Here is a 15,635-nt window from a genome sequence, read left to right as displayed (position 1 = left end):
CCTCCAGCATAGGCTGCGGATCATAGACGCCGAACCGTGACGGCTGTAAATCGCCGCATCCTGATTTCCCACCAGACGGAGCTGCCATGTCGGCCCAATCCACGCCTGCGACCCTGATCGACGGCAAGGCCTTCTCGGCCGCACTGGTGGACCGCGTCGGGGCGGCCGTCGCCCGGCTGGAAGCCGCGCACGGCGTCAAACCCGGCCTGGCCGTCGTCATCGTCGGCGAGGACCCGGCCAGCCAGATCTACGTCCGCAACAAGGGCGAGACGACGCTGCGCGCCGGCATGCGCTCCGACACCCACCGCCTGGCCGAATCGACCCGCCAGGATGAACTGCTGGCCCTGATCGCCCAGTTGAATGCGGATGCCGGCATTCACGGCATCCTGGTCCAACTGCCCCTGCCCGCCCACATCGACGCGACGGTGGTTCTGGACGCCATTTCGCCGGACAAGGATGTGGACGGCTTTCACGTCGTGAACGCCGGTCGTCTGGCCGTCGGCCTGCCGGGTCTGGTCCCCTGCACGCCCCTGGGCTGTCTGATGCTGCTGAAGGATCAACTCGGCGATCTGTCGGGCCTGAACGCCGTCATCGTCGGTCGCTCGAACATCGTCGGCAAGCCGATGGCGCAGTTACTGCTGGGCGAAAGCTGCACCGTCACCATCGCCCATTCGCGCACGCGGGACCTGCCCGACGTCTGCCGTCGCGCCGACATTCTGGTCGCCGCCGTCGGTCGGCCCGAGATGATCAAGGGCGACTGGATCAAACCGGGCGCCACCGTCATCGACGTAGGCATCAACCGCGTTCCCTCGGCTGATCCCGTCAAGGCCGCCGAGGGCAAGACCCGCGTCGTCGGCGACGTCGCCTTCAAGGAAGCGGCCGATGTCGCGGGCCGCATCACCCCGGTGCCGGGCGGCGTCGGGCCGATGACCATCGCCTGTCTGCTGGCCAACACCTATTCGGCCGCCTGCCGCCTCAACAATCTCCAACCGGAGCCATTGGACGCTTGATGCATTCATTGGGGCGGTGAATAGTCCCGCTGAACGGCGCTATCGCCGAACGGGAGATGTCATGGTCCGCTTCAACGCTCGCGCCGTCGCTCTGACCGGCGCTCTGATGATCGTCCCCGCCGTGGCGGGCTGCGGCTACAACACCATTCCAACCAAGCAGGAACGCGCCGAGGCCGCCTGGGCCGATGTGCAGAGCCAGTATCAGCGCCGCGCCGACCTGGTCCCCAATCTGGTCGCGACGGTTCAAGGCGCCGCGATCCAGGAACGCACCACCCTGACGGACGTCATCAACGCCCGCGCCCGCGCCACTTCGGTCAACGTCTCGGCCGACGACCTCGATAATCCGCAGGCCTTCCAGCAATATCAGGAAGCCCAGGGCCAGCTGTCCGGCGCCTTGTCACGCTTGCTGGTGACGGTCGAAGCGTACCCGCAACTTCAGGCTAACCAGAACTTCCTGACCCTGCAGTCCCAACTGGAAGGGACTGAAAACCGCATCCAGATCGCGCGCCGCGACTACAATGAGGCTGTCCGCGACTACAACACCACCCTGCGCACCTTCCCACAGGTGATCTGGGCCAAGACCCTGCATGGCGGGTCGCAGCCGATGCAGTTGTTCACCGCCGCCGCCGCCGCCCAGTCGGCGCCCCAGGTCAACTTCAACCTGAACGCCCCGCCCGCCAACGCCTCGGCGCCCGGCGGCGGCGCACCGGCCGTGGCGCCGGGCGCGACCCCGCCCGCCCAGTGACAAACCGTCAAGCGGCGGCGCGGCGTTCGCCGGGCGTCGCCGCCCTCTTTTTCAGCCTTGTCATCGCCCTGCTGTTGGTTCTGCCGGCGGCGGCGCAGAGCAAGATCGACTTCCCGCCCCTGACCGGCCGCGTGGTCGATCAAGCCAATCTGCTCGATCCGGCCACGGAACAGGCCCTGACCGAGAAGCTCGCGGCGCTGGAAGCCAGTTCGACCGACCAGTTGGTCGTCGTGACGGTCAACAGTCTTCAGGATCAGGAGATCGAGGACTACGGCTATCAGCTGGGTCGCGCCTGGGGCATCGGCCAGAAGGAAAACGACAACGGCGCCCTGCTGATCGTTGCGCCGAACGAACGCAAGGTGCGTATCGAGGTCGGCTACGGACTGGAGCCCATTCTGACCGACGCCTTCTCGTCCCAGGTCATTCGCAAAGACCTTCTGCCGTCCTTTCGCGACGGCGATTATCAGACGGGCGTGATCAAGGGCGTCGACGCCCTGATCGCCCAGCTTTCGCTCGACCCCGCAGAAGCGCAGGCGCGCGCCCAGGCCGCCGCTGCCGAGCAAGCCGACACCAAGGGCGACTCCATCATTCCGCTGGTCATCATCGCCGGGCTTTTCCTCTTCATCTTATTGATCGCCATGCGGTCCGGACGCGGACGACGCAGCAATGTCAGTTCGGTCCTGCTGTGGGCGGCGTCCGAGGCGCTGCGGAACTCCGGCAGAGGCGGCGGCGGTTGGGGTGGCGGCGGCGGCGGCGGGTTCGGCGGCGGAGGCGGCAGTTTCGGTGGCGGCGGCGCCTCGGGGGGATGGTGATGCAGATCACGGACAACGACCGCACCCGCATCGCCGACGCCATAGCGGCCGCCGAGCGTCAGACATCGGGCGAAATCTTCTGCGTCGTCGCGCGCCGGGTTTCGACCTATGTGGACGTCAGCCTGGCCTGGGCGGCGGCGATGGCGCTGGTGGCCCCGATCGTCTTCGTTCCTTTCGTGCTGGATCTTCACTGGCCCAGCGATGGCTGGGAGGCGGCGCACCAGGCCGCGCAGGACGCCACGACGGCGCAGGCTCTGGGCCTTTACGGCCTGTCGCAGGCCGTCGTCTTCGTCGGCGTTTTTCTGATGAGCCGTATCCCGGCCGTGCGCCGCCTCGTGACGCCCGCCGGCGTCAGGCGCGGCCGCGTCAGGGAGGCGGCCCTGCAGCAGTTCATGGCCCAAGGCGTCCATGTCACGCAGGAACGCACGGGCGTTCTGATCTTCGCGGCCATGGACGAACATCAGGTCGAACTGATCGCCGATGAAGGCATCTACGCCAAGGTCGATGAGGACGCCTGGGCTCAGGCCGTCGCTGTCCTGACCCGCGAACTGCGCGCCGACCGCCCCGTCGATGGCTTTGCCGCCGCCATCGGTCTGTGCGGCGAGGTTCTGGCCCGCCACTTTCCGCCGCGCGCCGACAATCGCAACGAGTTGCCCGATCATCTGATCCTGCTCTGATCGTCGCATCGGGGTCGCATTCGCGCGCCAGAAGGCCTAGCCCACGGTCAACGTTCAACCAATCGCCAGCTCATGCCTCGCCTTCTCACCTACAACGTCCACCGCTGCGTCGGCACGGATCGTCGCCTGGATGTTGGCCGGATCGTCGCCGTCATCGCCGAGTTCGAGCCGGACATCGTCTGCCTGCAGGAACTGGATGTCGGCCGCGCGCGCACAGGCGGGGTCGATCAGGCCGAGGCGATCGCCGACGGTCTGGCCATGACCTCACGCTTTCACCCGGCGATGCGGGTCGAGGCCGAACAGTACGGCGACGCCATCCTGACCCCGCATCCCGAACGGCTGATCCGCGCCGGCGCTTTGCCGACCGTGAGCGGCATTCCGGGCCTGGAACCGCGCGGGGCGATCTGGTCGGAACTCGAGATCGACGGCACGGCCGTCAACGTCATGAACACCCACCTGGGCCTGGTCCCACGCGAGCAGCGGCTTCAGGCCGCCGCTCTAGCCGGATCCGGCTGGGTCGGCGCATGCGAGGGACCGATCCTGTTGGCCGGCGATTTCAACGCCACCTCCATCACTCGCCCCTATCAGACCCTGTGCCGCAGCCTGCAGGACTGCCAGCGTCAGTTGGGCCAGAAGCCCAGCGTGAAGACCTTCCCGTCCGCCTTCCCCGCCATTCGCATCGACCACTGTTTCGTCAGCCCGCATATCCGCATCCGCGCGGTGCAATCCGCCTTCTCGCCCCTGGCGCGCGTGGCCTCGGACCACCTGCCGCTGATCGTCGATTTCGAGGTCGTTCAACCCGGCGCGTGACCGCCCTCTGACGCCGGTCGCGTGCGCTGCGAACGGTTCAGACGCTTCCACGGGCGCCAGGCGTCGCTGGACGACGTCGGGTCGCCCAACTGCCATTCCGCGAACATCCGCTGGATACGCGTCGGCGGCTCTGAGCCTAGCGGCTTCAGCCGATCGGTTTCGAAGTTGCAAATCGCCTGCCCCACCGAGCCGAAGACGCCCTCGACCGCCGCATAGTCCTCCGTCGCGACACCTAACCAATGGGCGATCGTCCGGTGACGGTACGCCGTGATGAAGGCCCGACCCGCCGCATCGACAGGCTCGGCGGCGATGTCGCATTCGGTATCCAGGCCCATCGACCGGTTGTTCAGATTGGTAGACCCGATCCTGAGCAACCGATCATCAATGATGGTCACCTTGGCATGGACGATAATCCGGTCGCCGTCGGCGGTCAGCGGGGCGAAGGCGAAGAAGCGGTTGTATTTGTCCGCCTGTTCCAGCCGGTGCAGCACCTCGGCCCGGGCCGTGTCCATGGTCATGCTGTCGAACCAACTCGGGCTCTTGGCGGTCGAGATGACGATGACCTGCGGCCCATCCACCTCGGCCAGACGTTCGGCCAATGCGGCGGCGATGACCGGCGAGGTGAAATACTGGTTCTCGATATAGATCAGCCGCTTGGCGCGCCGAACTGATTCCAGATGCAAGGCTTCGCTCTCGCGCACCTCGTGACGCCCCGACCATTTCGGCTCTGTGCGGGCGATGCCGACGGGCACGTCGGTCATCTGCACCGGCACGCCGTCGGGCCAGGGATCGTCCTCGACTTCATCCGGGATGGTGCGCTCCCACGTCGCCTTGAACCAGCGTTCGCGCGCCAGATCGCCCAGCGCTCGCGCCGCAGGGCCGTCCATCACGCTCATCACCTCGTGACGCGCCTTGCAGATCAGGCCGCTAGGCAGGGCGCGACGCGGGTCGCCGTCCAGATGTTCGTCGGAATCCCAGCGATCGGTCGAGATGTCGCCGCCGCCGCAAAAGGCCACCTTGTCGTCGATGACAACGATCTTCTGGTGATGACAGGCGCCGATAGGGCCGGGGGAATCGAGCCGGAACTCCACCATCCGCTTACGGAACCAGCGCTGCGCCTTGTGCGGATAGAAGCCCTGCGACGCGGCGATCAGCAGCGGCGATTTCCAGATGAGCAGTCGCACATCCAGGTCCGGCTTCTTCTTGACCAGCATCCGCAGCTGGCGACCGATTTCCGCCGATTTGTCGCCGGGCCGCGTTTCCGGATCCAGATGGGTGCGGGGATCGAACTGCCATCCAAGCAGCACGATGGAGCGTTGAGCCTTATGAATCGCGGACGACAGGGCGTCGAAATAGGCCTCGTTTTCCATCAGCACCGAAAAGCGGTGCGCGACGGCGGACGTCCACAGCGCGGGCCCAGGCTCCAGCAGGCTGCCTTCGTAACTGTCGCCGGCTAAAGTCATGCGACCTATCTGTCTGATTCGCGTGACATGGTGTCGAAGCGCCTGCATCCTCCGTTCCACGCGCGTGTCCGTCGGTCAATCTTTCAGGGCGGGATTGTGACGTTCGCCGATTTGGCGCATAAGGAGCGTAGCCATACAGGCTGCGAGGGAGGGTAGTATGCAGGCGCTTGTCGAACTGATCGCTGGCTTCATCGCCCTGCTGGCCGCCGCTGTCCTGACGCAGTTCGGCGTCGACACGCACAACCCCAACCACGGCGACCGCGAAGTGCGCCGGGTGGTGGAGTGTCGGGACGCCGGCTCCAACGCCACGCTGCTTTCCGAATCCAAGCGCGACTGCTGAACGCTGCGGCGCTTTGCGCGCTGCATGACGCGGTTCATCGACAGGTTGCGGACTTGAGTCGGTTTCGTCCGCATCGATCATGCTCTAGGGTTTCCTCGGCGCTGTCGGACGCCCGCGTAGAGATCGAGTTTTTGAGCTTATGAAGTCTCCCAAACGGCCGCCGCTGAAGCTGACCGACGACGAGGCCGTCACGCCGGTCGATCTTTCGGCCTCCGATGAAATGTCGGTCCAGGAGGCGACACCGTCGCTCGACCCGATTCCCGAGCCTGATTTCGAGATCGTGCAGCCGACGTTTGAGCCCCCGATGTCGGAGCGTCGTCGCCGTCGCCTGCTGGAAGAGCAGCGGCAGGCCGAAGAACGCGCCCTTGCCGCCGAAAGGGACGCCGCCCCTGTCAATGCGGAACCGACAGCAGACACTCCTGTCGATATGGCCGTCACCGCGGGTCAGCCGCCCGCGCCGTTCGAGTTGTCCAGGCCACCGGCTGTGAAAACCGTTCAAGCCAAGGCCCAGCCCGAGCCGTCCGGGCGCCACGCCTATGTGATCGCAGGCGTCGCCTCCGCCCTGTGGATCGGCGGCGTCGCCTCCTGGGCCGCTTACGAGTTCGGCGCCGGCGGGGCCGAACTGGACCCGCTGCGGATCGCCATCTACGCCCTGATCGCCCTGGCCCCTGCGGGCCTGGCCATCATGCTGGCCCATGCCGTCCGACAGGGCGCCGGTCTGGCCGCAGAGACGCGCCGCGCCCGCCAACTGGCCGAGGCCCTGGTGGCCCCGACCGCCCTGGCCGCCCAGCAGACCGGCGAGGTGCTTCAGTCGCTGCGTTCTGACATCGATCACGCCACCCTGGCGGCGGAACGCGCACGCAACGACATGGCCCTGCTTCGAGAGGCGTTGGCCCAGGAGACAACGCGCCTGAACGAGGCGGCCGAGAACGCCGGCCGCACCGCACGACGTCTCACCGAAAACCTGGGCCGCGAGCGCGACCAGATGCAGACCTTGGGCATCCACCTGGATACGCAGGCGTCGGGCGTCATCGACGCGGTCGAGCGGCAGTCGCGCATGGTCGCGGACGCCTCCGATCTGGCTCAGGCGCAATTGCGTGAAGCCGAGGCCGCCCTCGCCGCGCGCGCCGCCGACCTCGCCGCCGCCGCAGGAGAAGCGCAGGACGCCGCCCGCGTGGCCTCCGACGATCTGGCGCGCCAGACCATTCGACTGGAGAATGCCGGCTCTGGCGTCGCCGAGCAGATCCAGTCCGTCGAGGAAGGCCTCAGCCAGCAGCGCGCCGCCTTGGTCACCGCCGCCTACGCCCTTCGCACCGATCAGGAGGACTTCTCCGCCCAGGTCGAAAGCCAGCGCGCTCAACTGATCGAACACCTGTCCGCCACGCGCAGCGCCGCAGGCGATCTGGATCGCACCACCCAGACCTCGGTCGAGTCCATGCGCGATCTGGTCGAGGCCGCCACCGACCAGTTCCGCGCCCTGGTGGACATGTCGCAACGCGAGGCCGACGGCTTCGATTCCGCCACCAAGCTCGCCCTGGATCGCTTCGAAGCCTTGGCCGCCGAGGCGCGTGACGCCCTGATGGAAGAGACGCGCCGCGCTCTGGAGCAGATGCGCGCCACGGCCGAAGATTCCCGCGCCGCCGCCGCCGACGCCGCCGAACAGGCGCGCCTTCGCACCGATCGCCTGGGCGAATCCTTGTTCGACGCGGCCCAGAAGGCCGACACGGCCGCCGACGCCCGCATTGCCGACGCCCGCCGCATCGTCACCGAAACGTCCGGCCTGGTCGAAGAAACCGGCGAGCGGATGGTCAGCCGGCTGGAAACCTTAGTCGCACGTCTCAACAGCGCCTTGTCGGAAATCGACACCGCCGTCGCCGACATCGACGAGCGCGCCGCGCGCCTGCCTCAGGAAGCCCGCGCCCGCGCCGACGCCGTGCGCGCCACGGTCGAGGAAGGCCTCGCTTCCCTTTCCGCCGCATCGCGCAAGGCGGCCGAGGACACCGAGGCGCTGGATGTCGGCTTCCAGGATCGCGTGCGCCGGAACTACGACATGCTGACCGAGGCCGTGCGTCTGATGGGCGTGGTGTCGGGCGATACGACGCCGGCGCGTCGTCGCGAGCCGGCCGCAGAGATCGAAGCCCGGCCCGAACCTCGTCCCGAGCGCCGGATCGATCGCCCGACAGCTCCCGCCTCGCCGCCTGCCGAAGAGCGCCGGTTCGGTCTACGCAGCCGCCTGCGCCTCGAGCCCGCAGAGACGCCGCCGCCGTCCACGGACAAGGGCCTGGACTGGAGCGATCTGATCGACGGCGACGACGACAACGAGGCCCCGCTGGAGCTGGACACGCCCTCCCCTTCGCCTGCCGAGGCCGAAGCCCTGTCCGACCGAGTCGCCGCGGCTATCCGGCGCATGGGGGTCGATCCCAACGCCCTCCTGCCCCGCTCGCGAGTCGAAGAGGCCGCCCGCGCCTTCAGCAATGGCGACCCCGACGCCGCGCGTCAGATCGTGCGTCGCGTCGCCCCGGCCGCCGTCCGCAGCGTGTCTCGCCGCGTCCTCAGCGACGCCGAACTGCGCGCTGACGCCGAACGCTATGTCCGCAACTTCGCGGTCATGCTGAACGCTTCGGCTCGCGCCGGAGACAGCGCGGCGGTGCAGTCCAGCCTGGCATCCGACAGCGGTCGCGCCTTCATGTTGCTGGACGCGGCCGTCGGCGACCTGGGCTAAGACTTTTGCGGACTTGACGGCGTCGGGAAGTTACAGCCACTTGCACGTCACCGAACTGTCATGGATGGGGCTATGGCTGGCACGATGAACGAAATCGACAGTCGGACGAGCGGCGATCGCCGCCCTGGCATCATCATCTGCGCCTATGACGGCGACGATGACGGATGGGATCTGGTCGAGGATCTGTCGGGCGAGATCTGGAGTCCCAGCGGGGCTCGCGCCGTGCCCATCGCCGCCGCCGATCCCGACGAACTCGCCTCGACCTTGGCCGCCCGTCTCGGGAGCGGAGAATGCCGGGCCGTCCTTCTGGTCGGGCGCACACAAAAAGGCGCCGGCTTCCGGGTCCAGATGCGTGCCGAGAACCGCACCCTCGACTACAAGCACCGCCTGTCCAGCACCGGGCCTGGCGTGGCCCGCACCACGGCGCCCGTCGCCGACATGGTTCGCGCACTGACCGCCGCCGGGCTGCAGGCTGACGCCTCGTCCGACATCGAGGAGGACGCGGGTTCCTACCTGCTCTATCGCGTGCTCTCTGACCTGCCGGATGGCCCTCTGACGCCGTCGATCGGCCTGTTGCGCGCACCCGCCCCAGCCAATGAGGCGGCCGTGCGCAAGGGCGTCAAGGCCGCCGCCTCGGCCATGGCCAGCCACCTGACGCCGCTGCCGCGTGTCGGTTAACCTTCCTGGTTCGCAGACATCGACGAACTGGCGGTCTAGGGTTTGGAAATGACAGTGAGTCGGAACCTGATCGTCTTCGCCGCCCTGAATGGCGCCCTGGCCGTGGCGCTGGGCGCGTTCGCCGCGCATGGCGCCGGGCCGCAGATCAAGACCCTGCTGACCACCGGCGCCCAGTATCAGATCGTCCACGCCGTCTTCGCCTTCGCCTGCGCCCAATGGACAGGGGGCGGCGGGCTGGCGCGCCTTGCTGGCTGGCTCGGATCGATCGGCGGCCTGATCTTCTGCCTTGCCCTGGCGGCGATCGCGTTTCTCGGCGTGCCGGCGTTCGGCGCCGTGGCCCCGATCGGCGGCCTTCTGATGATCGCCGGTTGGCTCTGCCTGGCCCTTGCGGCCTTGCGTTCTCGCCCCTGATTTCCTCGTAGAAAGATTAAGCATCCATGGCCTTCCCCACGCCCGCCGAGCCGCGTCGTGTACTCCACCCCGAGATCGAGGCCTATGCCTCGGGTTGGATGCCGACCGAAGGCGTGCATGAAATCTATTACGAGGAATCCGGCAATCCGCACGGCCTGCCGGTCCTGGTTCTGCACGGCGGGCCTGGCGGCGCGGTCAATCCGGGCATGCGCCGCTTCTTCGATCCCGCCGTCTATCGCATCATCATGTTCGACCAGCGCGGCTGCGGTCAGTCGCGGCCGCATGCCTCGCTGGAAGACAACACGACCTGGACCCTGATCGACGATATCGAGCGTCTACGCGTGTTGTGCGGTGTCGACAAATGGGTGGTGTTCGGCGGGTCCTGGGGTTCGACCCTGTCGATGGCCTACGCCATCACCCATCCCGAGCGGGTCATCGCGCTGCTGCTGCGCGGAATCTTCCTGCTAACGAAGAAGGAGTTGCACTGGTTCTATCAGGACGGCGCCTCGATGATCTTCCCGGACGCCTGGGAACGCTTCATCGCCCCCATCCCCGAGGCCGAGCGCGGCGACCTGATGGCCGCCTATTACAAGCGGCTGATCGGCGATGATGTCGCCGAGCGCGAACGCTGCGCCGTCGCCTGGTCCAGCTGGGAGGGCGAGACCGTCAGTGTCGAGGGCCCCAACGCCCGGCCGGACAAGTTCGCCGAGCCCGACTTCGCCGTCGCCTTCGCCCGGATCGAAAACTGGTTCTTCACCAACGCCGGCTTCTTCGAGGAAGACGGCTGGCTGCTGAAGAATGTTGACCGGATGCGGCATATCCCTTGCTGGATCGCGCAGGGCCGGTTCGACGTGGTGACGCCGATCTCAGGCGCCTGGGCGCTGCACCGCGCCTGGCCCGAGGCGCGTCTGGACATCGTCGGCGACGCCGGCCACGCCTCGTCGGAACCCGGCATCATCGACAGCCTGGTGCGCGCCGCCGACTGGGCCGCAAGCCTTCAGGCATGAAAAAGCCGTCGCGCAGGACAGCGCGGCGGCCTTTCCATTTCTACAGATCAGAACCGCTTTGCGGTTCGATTGTCGATGCTCCACGCGCCCGGACCGGCGGTGAAGATGTACAGGAAGATGAAGCAGTACAGGATGGCCGCGTCGCCGCCGTTCACCGCCGGATAGGGGCTGCTGGGGAAATGGAACATCCAGTACGCCACAGCCATCTGGCCCGAGGCGATGAAGGCGGCCGGACGCGTGAACAGGCCCAGGATCAACAGCAGGCCCGTGATCAGCTCGATCACCCCGCCGATGCCGAACAGCGACAGCAGCTCCTGTTGACCGGGCTCGGCCCCGGCTGGAAAGCCGAAGACCTTGATGACGCCATGCGCCAGGAACAACAGACCGGCGACGATCCTGAGCGCCGCCAGGGCGCGGGAAGACCAGCCATTCACTTGATTGAACATTCTCTTTCCTCGCCTTTTTGATGCGGTTGTTCACGGTCGGATCGGGTCCGACCGTGAAGCTTGTTCCGAAAATCAGGCGGCGTCCACCAGCACGACCTCGGCGTCGGACAGCGCCTTGACCGTCACGACATCCTCCTGAGCGATGGCCGCGCCGTCACGGGCGTTCAGTCGGACGCCATTGACCTCGACCTCGCCCTTCGCCGGGACCAGATAGGCCCGCCGCGCGCCGCCCAGCGGATAGTCGGCGCTATCGCCCGTCTTCAGCGTCGCCGCCACAATCCGCGCATCGGTGCGGATCGGCAGGGCGTCCCCACCGCTTTCAAGCGTATCGCCCTCGAAGCCCGACGCCAGGACCACGAACTGGCCTGACCGCTCGCCCTTGGGGAAGGGTTTCGTGCCCCAACTCGGCGCATCGCCGCGCCGGGTCGGCTCGATCCAGATCTGGAAGATCCGCGTCAGGTCCGGCTCAGCGTTGTATTCGGCGTGCCGGATCCCGGTTCCGGCGCTCATCACCTGCACATCGCCCGCGACGGTGCGGCCCTTGTTGCCCAGACTGTCCTCATGGGTGATGGCACCGTCGCGGACATAGGTGATGATCTCCATGTCGGCGTGGGGATGCGGCGGAAAGCCCGTGCCAGCGGCGATCTCGTCGTCGTTCCAGACCCGCAGATTGCCCCAGCTCATCCGCTTGGGATCATAGTAGTTCGCGAAGGAGAAATGGTGTTTGGCGTTCAGCCAGCCGTGGTTGGCGCCGCCGAGGGATTCAAATGGTCTGCGCTCGATCATCGCACTCGTCCTTTCGCGTCGGAACCGTCCGACGCCTTTGCTTGACGCCAAGATAGAGATCGGCGACCGATCAGAAATAGAAACAACCGAAACTCATCGTTTCAGGACGCAAGGCCGCCCATGTCCCGCCTGCCCGATCTGGAGGCCCTGGCCATCTTCGCCAAGGTCGCCGACAGCCAGTCCTTTTCCGGCGCAGCCGAAACGCTGGGCCTGTCCAAGGCGACCGTGTCCAAGGCGGTCACGCGTCTCGAACAGCAGTTGAAGACCACCCTGCTCCACCGCACCTCGCGGCGCTTCGCCCTGACCGATGCAGGGCGCACTCTGGCCGCCCGCGCCGCCCACATGCTGGCCGAGGCCGAGGGCGCGGTGTCGGAGGCGCTGGATATGTCAGTCACGCCGCGCGGCCTGGTGCGACTAGCGGCGCCGATGTCGTTCGGCATGGCCTATGTGGCCCCGGCCCTGCCCGAGTTCCTAGCCACCCATCCCGACGTATCGATCGATTTGCATCTGTCGGACGAGGTGATCGATCTGGTCGGCGGCGGCTTCGATTGCGCGCTGAGGATCGCCGCCCTGGCCGATTCCTCGTTGACGGCGCGCAAGCTGCGGCCTGTGGCCCGCGCCCTGGTGGCCTCGCCCTCGTATCTGGATCAGCGGGGTCGCCCCACTCATCCCGACGATCTGGCCCGTCACGCCTGCCTCGGCTACGCCTACATGCCCAGCCCCGACACATGGCGGTTCAGCAATGCGGCGGGTGAAGAAGTGGTCGTGCATCCGCGCGGGCCGCTGCGGGCCAACAACTCCGACGCCCTGACAGCATCTTTGTGCGCGGGTCTGGGGCTCTTTCCCCAGCCGGACTTCATCTACTGGAAGGACGTCGCCGACGGCCATCTCGAGACGGTGATGACCGACTGGCGGCTGCCGCCCATCGCCCTGCATCTGGTGGCGCCCAGCGGCGGACCGCGTCCGGCCAGGGTCACAGCCTTCATGGACTATCTGGCGGCGAAATTCAGCGGACCGCTGTGGCCGGGCGATACGGTGGGGCGCTAAAACTCAGCCGCACTTCACTTCGCGCACGATGTTCGTCGCCTCGTCATAGACGAAGTTCACCCGGTTCTCGCGATAGTCCATGGTCGCGGCGCATGTGGTGCACAGCACGCGGAAGCTCTGGCCGGCGGGCGCGGTCGGGATGGCCGAACGGTTGCGTCCCACATAGCTCTGATAATCCGAAACCTTGCACGCCTTGAAGGCGGTGTCCGATCCGGGCGAAGGCTCGGCGGTCTGGACCGGCGCGCAGGCCGACATGGCCAAGGCGCCGGCGGCCAAAAGGGTGCTCACGATGATCTTCATGGTCGTCTCCTTGCGTCGGGGTCAGCCGCAGCGGACCTGTTCGATGATGCCGGTCTGTTCGTTGTAGAAGATGTTCAGACGATAGGCGGAGAAGTCCTGCGTTACCGGGCAGGTGGTGCAGGTCACGCGCCGATTGACGACATCCACCGGCACCGGGATTTCGGTCCGGGACTTGCCGACCAGATATTGCATCTCGCCGGCCTTGCAGACGTCCTCGGTTTGGGCGGTCGGCATCCGGCTGCCGACGGGTGGGTTCAACTGCGCCTGCTCGACCGCGCGCGGCGCGGGCGCCTCGGAGACCGGCGTCGAACAGCCAGCCAGCAGAACCAGTGCGATCAGGCCGCCTTTTCCCAGCGCCCTTCGTCCGTTTGACGCCAGTAGGCCAGGTTCGCCCCCTGCCCCTTCAGCGCCTTCCAACGTCCCCGCGCGTGTTGCAAAGCCGGCTCGTCGCGACCGTCGAAAATAATGAAGCATCGTTCGAACCCTTCCGTCCCGCCCAGTTCTGCGTCGTCGACTATGAACAGCGCCTGAGCGCCATTCAGGTTCTCGCCCGTCTCGCTCAACAGCACAGGCTGCCGTTCGGGATAAGGCTGATCGGCCCGGCCGTGCGGCAGGAAGCTGTCATCGCGAAACGTCCACAGCGTCTCGTCGACCTCGTCCAGTCGATGCGAATGCGATGACTTGATCATGGCCCGCCAGCCCCGCTCGATCGTCTTTTCGAGCAGGGTCGGCAGCACCTGATCCAGCGATGAACGCTCCAGGTGATAGAACCAGATTTCGGGCTTGTCGCTCACCCGGCTCTACCTCCCGGCCGATCAGCCTTCGTAGGAATCCGCGACCATCCGGTCCAGCGTGCGCACGGCGAAGCCGACGCCGCCTTCCGGCACGGTGGGGCTGGGGCTCTTGTTGGCCCAGGCCGTCGGCGCGATGTCCAGGTGCGCCCACGGCACGCCGTTGGTGAAGCGTTGCAGGAACAGGGCGGCGGTGATTGAGCCGCCGGCGCGGCCGTTGCCGGTGTTCTTCACATCGGCGATCTTGGAATCGATGTGCTGCTCGTAGATGGCCGGGATCGGCATTCGCCAGAAGTTCTCGCCGACCTTCTTGGCCGCCGCCAGGATCGGATCGGCGACATCGTCGGAGTTCGAGAAGACGCCGGCGTAATCCAGACCCAGGGCGACGATCATGGCCCCCGTCAGGGTGGCCAGGTCGATCATGAACTTCGGCTTGAAACGCTCCTGGGTGTACCAGAGGGCGTCGGCCAGAACGAGGCGACCTTCGGCGTCGGTGTTGATGACCTCCACCGTCTGACCCGACATGGACACGACCACATCGCCCGGACGCTGGGCGTTGCCGTCCGGCATGTTCTCGACCAGGCCCAGAACGCCGATGACATTGGCCTTGGCCTTGCGGCTGGCCAGGGCGATCATGGTTCCGGTCACGGCGGCGGCGCCGCCCATGTCCCACTTCATGTCTTCCATGCCTTCGGCCGGCTTGATCGAGATGCCGCCGGTGTCGAAGCAGACGCCCTTGCCGACGAAGGCCAGGGGCTGAGCGCCGGCTTCGCCGCCGTTCCACTTCATGATCGCCAGCTGGCTTTCGCGACGGCTGCCCTGGCCCACGCCCAACAGGGTGCGCATGCCCAGCTTCTCCATCTCGGCCTCGCCGAGGATTTCGACTTCAAGGCCCAGGCTCTCCAGCGCCTTCACCCGCTTGGCGAACTCGGCCGGATACAGGACGTTGGCGGGTTCGGACACCAGATCGCGCGCAAAGATCACGCCGTCGGCGACGGCCGACAGCGGTTCCAGCGCGGCTTCCGCGCCCCGCAGGTCGGTTGTGACCACGCGGATGGTGGTGATCGACGGAATCTTGTCGGCCTTTTGCGTCGTGCGATATTTGTCGAAGCGATAGGCGGCCAGACGCGCGGCGAAACCGACGCGGGCGGCCTGCTCGGGCGACAGGTCCGAAGCGTCGATCGTCAGCACCTCGGCGCCCGACAGCTTGACCGCCGCATAGGCGTTGCCGCCGAAGGCCTCGACAGCCAGATCGTCCAGCTTGTCCTGTGCGCCCACGCCGACCAGCAGCACGGCGTCCGCCTCGACACCCGACGGCGCGGCGATGCTCAGGCTCTGGCCGGCCTTGCCCGTGAAACGACCCTTGCCCGCCGCCTTGGTCAGGGCGCCGTTGGCCTTGCCGTCCAGCGCGGTCCCGGCGGCGGTGAAGGTGCGATCTTCAAAAACCGGTACGGCCAGGATTTCGGCGGCGTCCACGGCGGCGACGAATTCGATCTTCATTCAATCAACTCCAGCCAGGCCCCACCCGGCGTCTGCAAACAGCAAAATGACAACGGCGCGTCTGCTTGTCGCGGACGCGCCCTGATGTGC

18 protein-coding genes are annotated in these 15,635 nt (G+C 66.9%); 11 read left to right on the top strand and 7 right to left on the bottom strand.

From position 1 onward, the window contains the following. The first annotated feature begins 86 nt into the window (after nt 1–86). The 5 genes from folD (at nt 87) to E7T10_RS08850 (ending at nt 4,054) form a co-directional block, all read left to right on the top strand. Nucleotides 87–1,010 (top strand): bifunctional methylenetetrahydrofolate dehydrogenase/methenyltetrahydrofolate cyclohydrolase FolD, encoded by a 924-nt coding sequence (gene folD / locus E7T10_RS08870; RefSeq protein WP_137721518.1) that lies wholly within the window; start codon nt 87–89, stop codon nt 1,008–1,010. A gap of 61 nt (nt 1,011–1,071) precedes the next feature. Next, nucleotides 1,072–1,755: a LemA family protein gene (locus E7T10_RS08865; RefSeq protein ID WP_137721517.1), complete on the top strand. Its 684-nt coding sequence runs from the start codon at nt 1,072–1,074 to the stop codon at nt 1,753–1,755. After that, nucleotides 1,752–2,567, top strand: a complete 816-nt coding sequence (locus tag E7T10_RS08860) for a YgcG family protein (protein ID WP_137721516.1) — start codon at nt 1,752–1,754, stop codon at nt 2,565–2,567. Before E7T10_RS08865 ends, E7T10_RS08860 begins: the two co-directional genes overlap by 4 nt. Continuing rightward, on the top strand, nt 2,567–3,244 hold the full coding sequence (locus E7T10_RS08855; RefSeq protein WP_246845975.1) for a TPM domain-containing protein: 678 nt from the start codon (nt 2,567–2,569) through the stop codon (nt 3,242–3,244). The genes E7T10_RS08860 and E7T10_RS08855 overlap by 1 nt, the downstream gene beginning before the upstream one ends. A 72-nt stretch (nt 3,245–3,316) precedes the next feature. Continuing rightward, entirely contained in the window at nt 3,317–4,054 is a 738-nt protein-coding gene (locus tag E7T10_RS08850) for an endonuclease/exonuclease/phosphatase family protein (RefSeq protein WP_137721514.1), read from the top strand. On the opposite strand, the gene E7T10_RS08845 is transcribed toward E7T10_RS08850, so the two are convergent. Continuing rightward, nucleotides 4,039–5,517 carry a phospholipase D-like domain-containing protein gene (locus E7T10_RS08845; RefSeq protein WP_137721513.1) on the bottom strand — a complete coding sequence of 493 codons (1,479 nt, stop codon included), beginning with the start codon at nt 5,515–5,517 and terminating at the stop codon, nt 4,039–4,041. The two genes, E7T10_RS08850 and E7T10_RS08845, sit on opposite strands and share 16 nt — an antisense overlap. 157 nt (nt 5,518–5,674) lie before the next feature. Between E7T10_RS08845 and E7T10_RS08840 the strand changes: the two genes are divergently transcribed. The 5 genes from E7T10_RS08840 to pip all read left to right on the top strand — a co-directional run bounded on the left by E7T10_RS08840 (nt 5,675) and on the right by pip (nt 10,675). Next, nucleotides 5,675–5,857 carry a hypothetical protein gene (locus tag E7T10_RS08840; protein ID WP_137721512.1) on the top strand — a complete coding sequence of 61 codons (183 nt, stop codon included), beginning with the start codon at nt 5,675–5,677 and terminating at the stop codon, nt 5,855–5,857. Between the two features lie 139 nt (nt 5,858–5,996). Next, on the top strand, nt 5,997–8,579 hold the full coding sequence (locus E7T10_RS08835) for a tipN (RefSeq protein WP_137721511.1): 2,583 nt from the start codon (nt 5,997–5,999) through the stop codon (nt 8,577–8,579). Nucleotides 8,580–8,651: 72 nt separating this feature from the next. After that, nucleotides 8,652–9,257: a hypothetical protein gene (locus E7T10_RS08830; protein ID WP_137721510.1), complete on the top strand. Its 606-nt coding sequence runs from the start codon at nt 8,652–8,654 to the stop codon at nt 9,255–9,257. 48 nt (nt 9,258–9,305) lie between these two features. Then, nucleotides 9,306–9,668 (top strand): DUF423 domain-containing protein, encoded by a 363-nt coding sequence (locus E7T10_RS08825; protein ID WP_091747203.1) that lies wholly within the window; start codon nt 9,306–9,308, stop codon nt 9,666–9,668. 26 nt (nt 9,669–9,694) lie between these two features. Continuing rightward, nucleotides 9,695–10,675 carry a prolyl aminopeptidase gene (pip, locus tag E7T10_RS08820; RefSeq protein ID WP_137721509.1) on the top strand — a complete coding sequence of 327 codons (981 nt, stop codon included), beginning with the start codon at nt 9,695–9,697 and terminating at the stop codon, nt 10,673–10,675. 47 nt (nt 10,676–10,722) lie between these two features. Here the strand turns inward: pip and E7T10_RS08815 are convergent, their stop codons facing one another. Next, nucleotides 10,723–11,121: a DoxX family protein gene (locus E7T10_RS08815; protein WP_055755196.1), complete on the bottom strand. Its 399-nt coding sequence runs from the start codon at nt 11,119–11,121 to the stop codon at nt 10,723–10,725. 72 nt (nt 11,122–11,193) lie between these two features. Beyond that, nucleotides 11,194–11,907 (bottom strand): pirin family protein, encoded by a 714-nt coding sequence (locus tag E7T10_RS08810; protein ID WP_137721508.1) that lies wholly within the window; start codon nt 11,905–11,907, stop codon nt 11,194–11,196. Nucleotides 11,908–12,027: 120 nt separating this feature from the next. Here E7T10_RS08810 and E7T10_RS08805 point away from each other — a divergent pair, with 120 nt between their 5' ends. Continuing rightward, the gene (locus E7T10_RS08805; protein ID WP_137721507.1) at nt 12,028–12,954 is read left to right on the top strand and encodes a LysR family transcriptional regulator; all 927 of its coding nucleotides are present in this window, start codon (nt 12,028–12,030) and stop codon (nt 12,952–12,954) included. A gap of 3 nt (nt 12,955–12,957) precedes the next feature. Here the strand turns inward: E7T10_RS08805 and E7T10_RS08800 are convergent, their stop codons facing one another. The 4 genes from E7T10_RS08800 to E7T10_RS08785 all read right to left on the bottom strand — a co-directional run bounded on the left by E7T10_RS08800 (nt 12,958) and on the right by E7T10_RS08785 (nt 15,545). Beyond that, a complete protein-coding gene (locus tag E7T10_RS08800) occupies nt 12,958–13,254 on the bottom strand; it encodes a hemolysin (protein ID WP_137721506.1) in 297 nt (98 codons plus the stop codon). Nucleotides 13,255–13,275: 21 nt separating this feature from the next. Then, the gene (locus E7T10_RS08795; protein ID WP_039247977.1) at nt 13,276–13,488 is read right to left on the bottom strand and encodes a hypothetical protein; all 213 of its coding nucleotides are present in this window, start codon (nt 13,486–13,488) and stop codon (nt 13,276–13,278) included. 101 nt (nt 13,489–13,589) lie between these two features. Continuing rightward, complete coding sequence (locus tag E7T10_RS08790; RefSeq protein ID WP_137721505.1) at nt 13,590–14,048, bottom strand: DNA polymerase III subunit chi; 459 nt, start codon at nt 14,046–14,048, stop codon at nt 13,590–13,592. Between the two features lie 21 nt (nt 14,049–14,069). Next, on the bottom strand, nt 14,070–15,545 hold the full coding sequence (locus E7T10_RS08785) for a leucyl aminopeptidase (protein WP_137721504.1): 1,476 nt from the start codon (nt 15,543–15,545) through the stop codon (nt 14,070–14,072). Between the last annotated feature and the right edge of the window lie 90 nt (nt 15,546–15,635).

This window comes from Brevundimonas sp. SGAir0440 (genome assembly GCF_005484585.1).
In the GTDB taxonomy this organism is placed as follows: Bacteria; Pseudomonadota; Alphaproteobacteria; order Caulobacterales; family Caulobacteraceae; genus Brevundimonas.
This window is presented reverse-complemented; position numbering and strand designations above follow the sequence as displayed.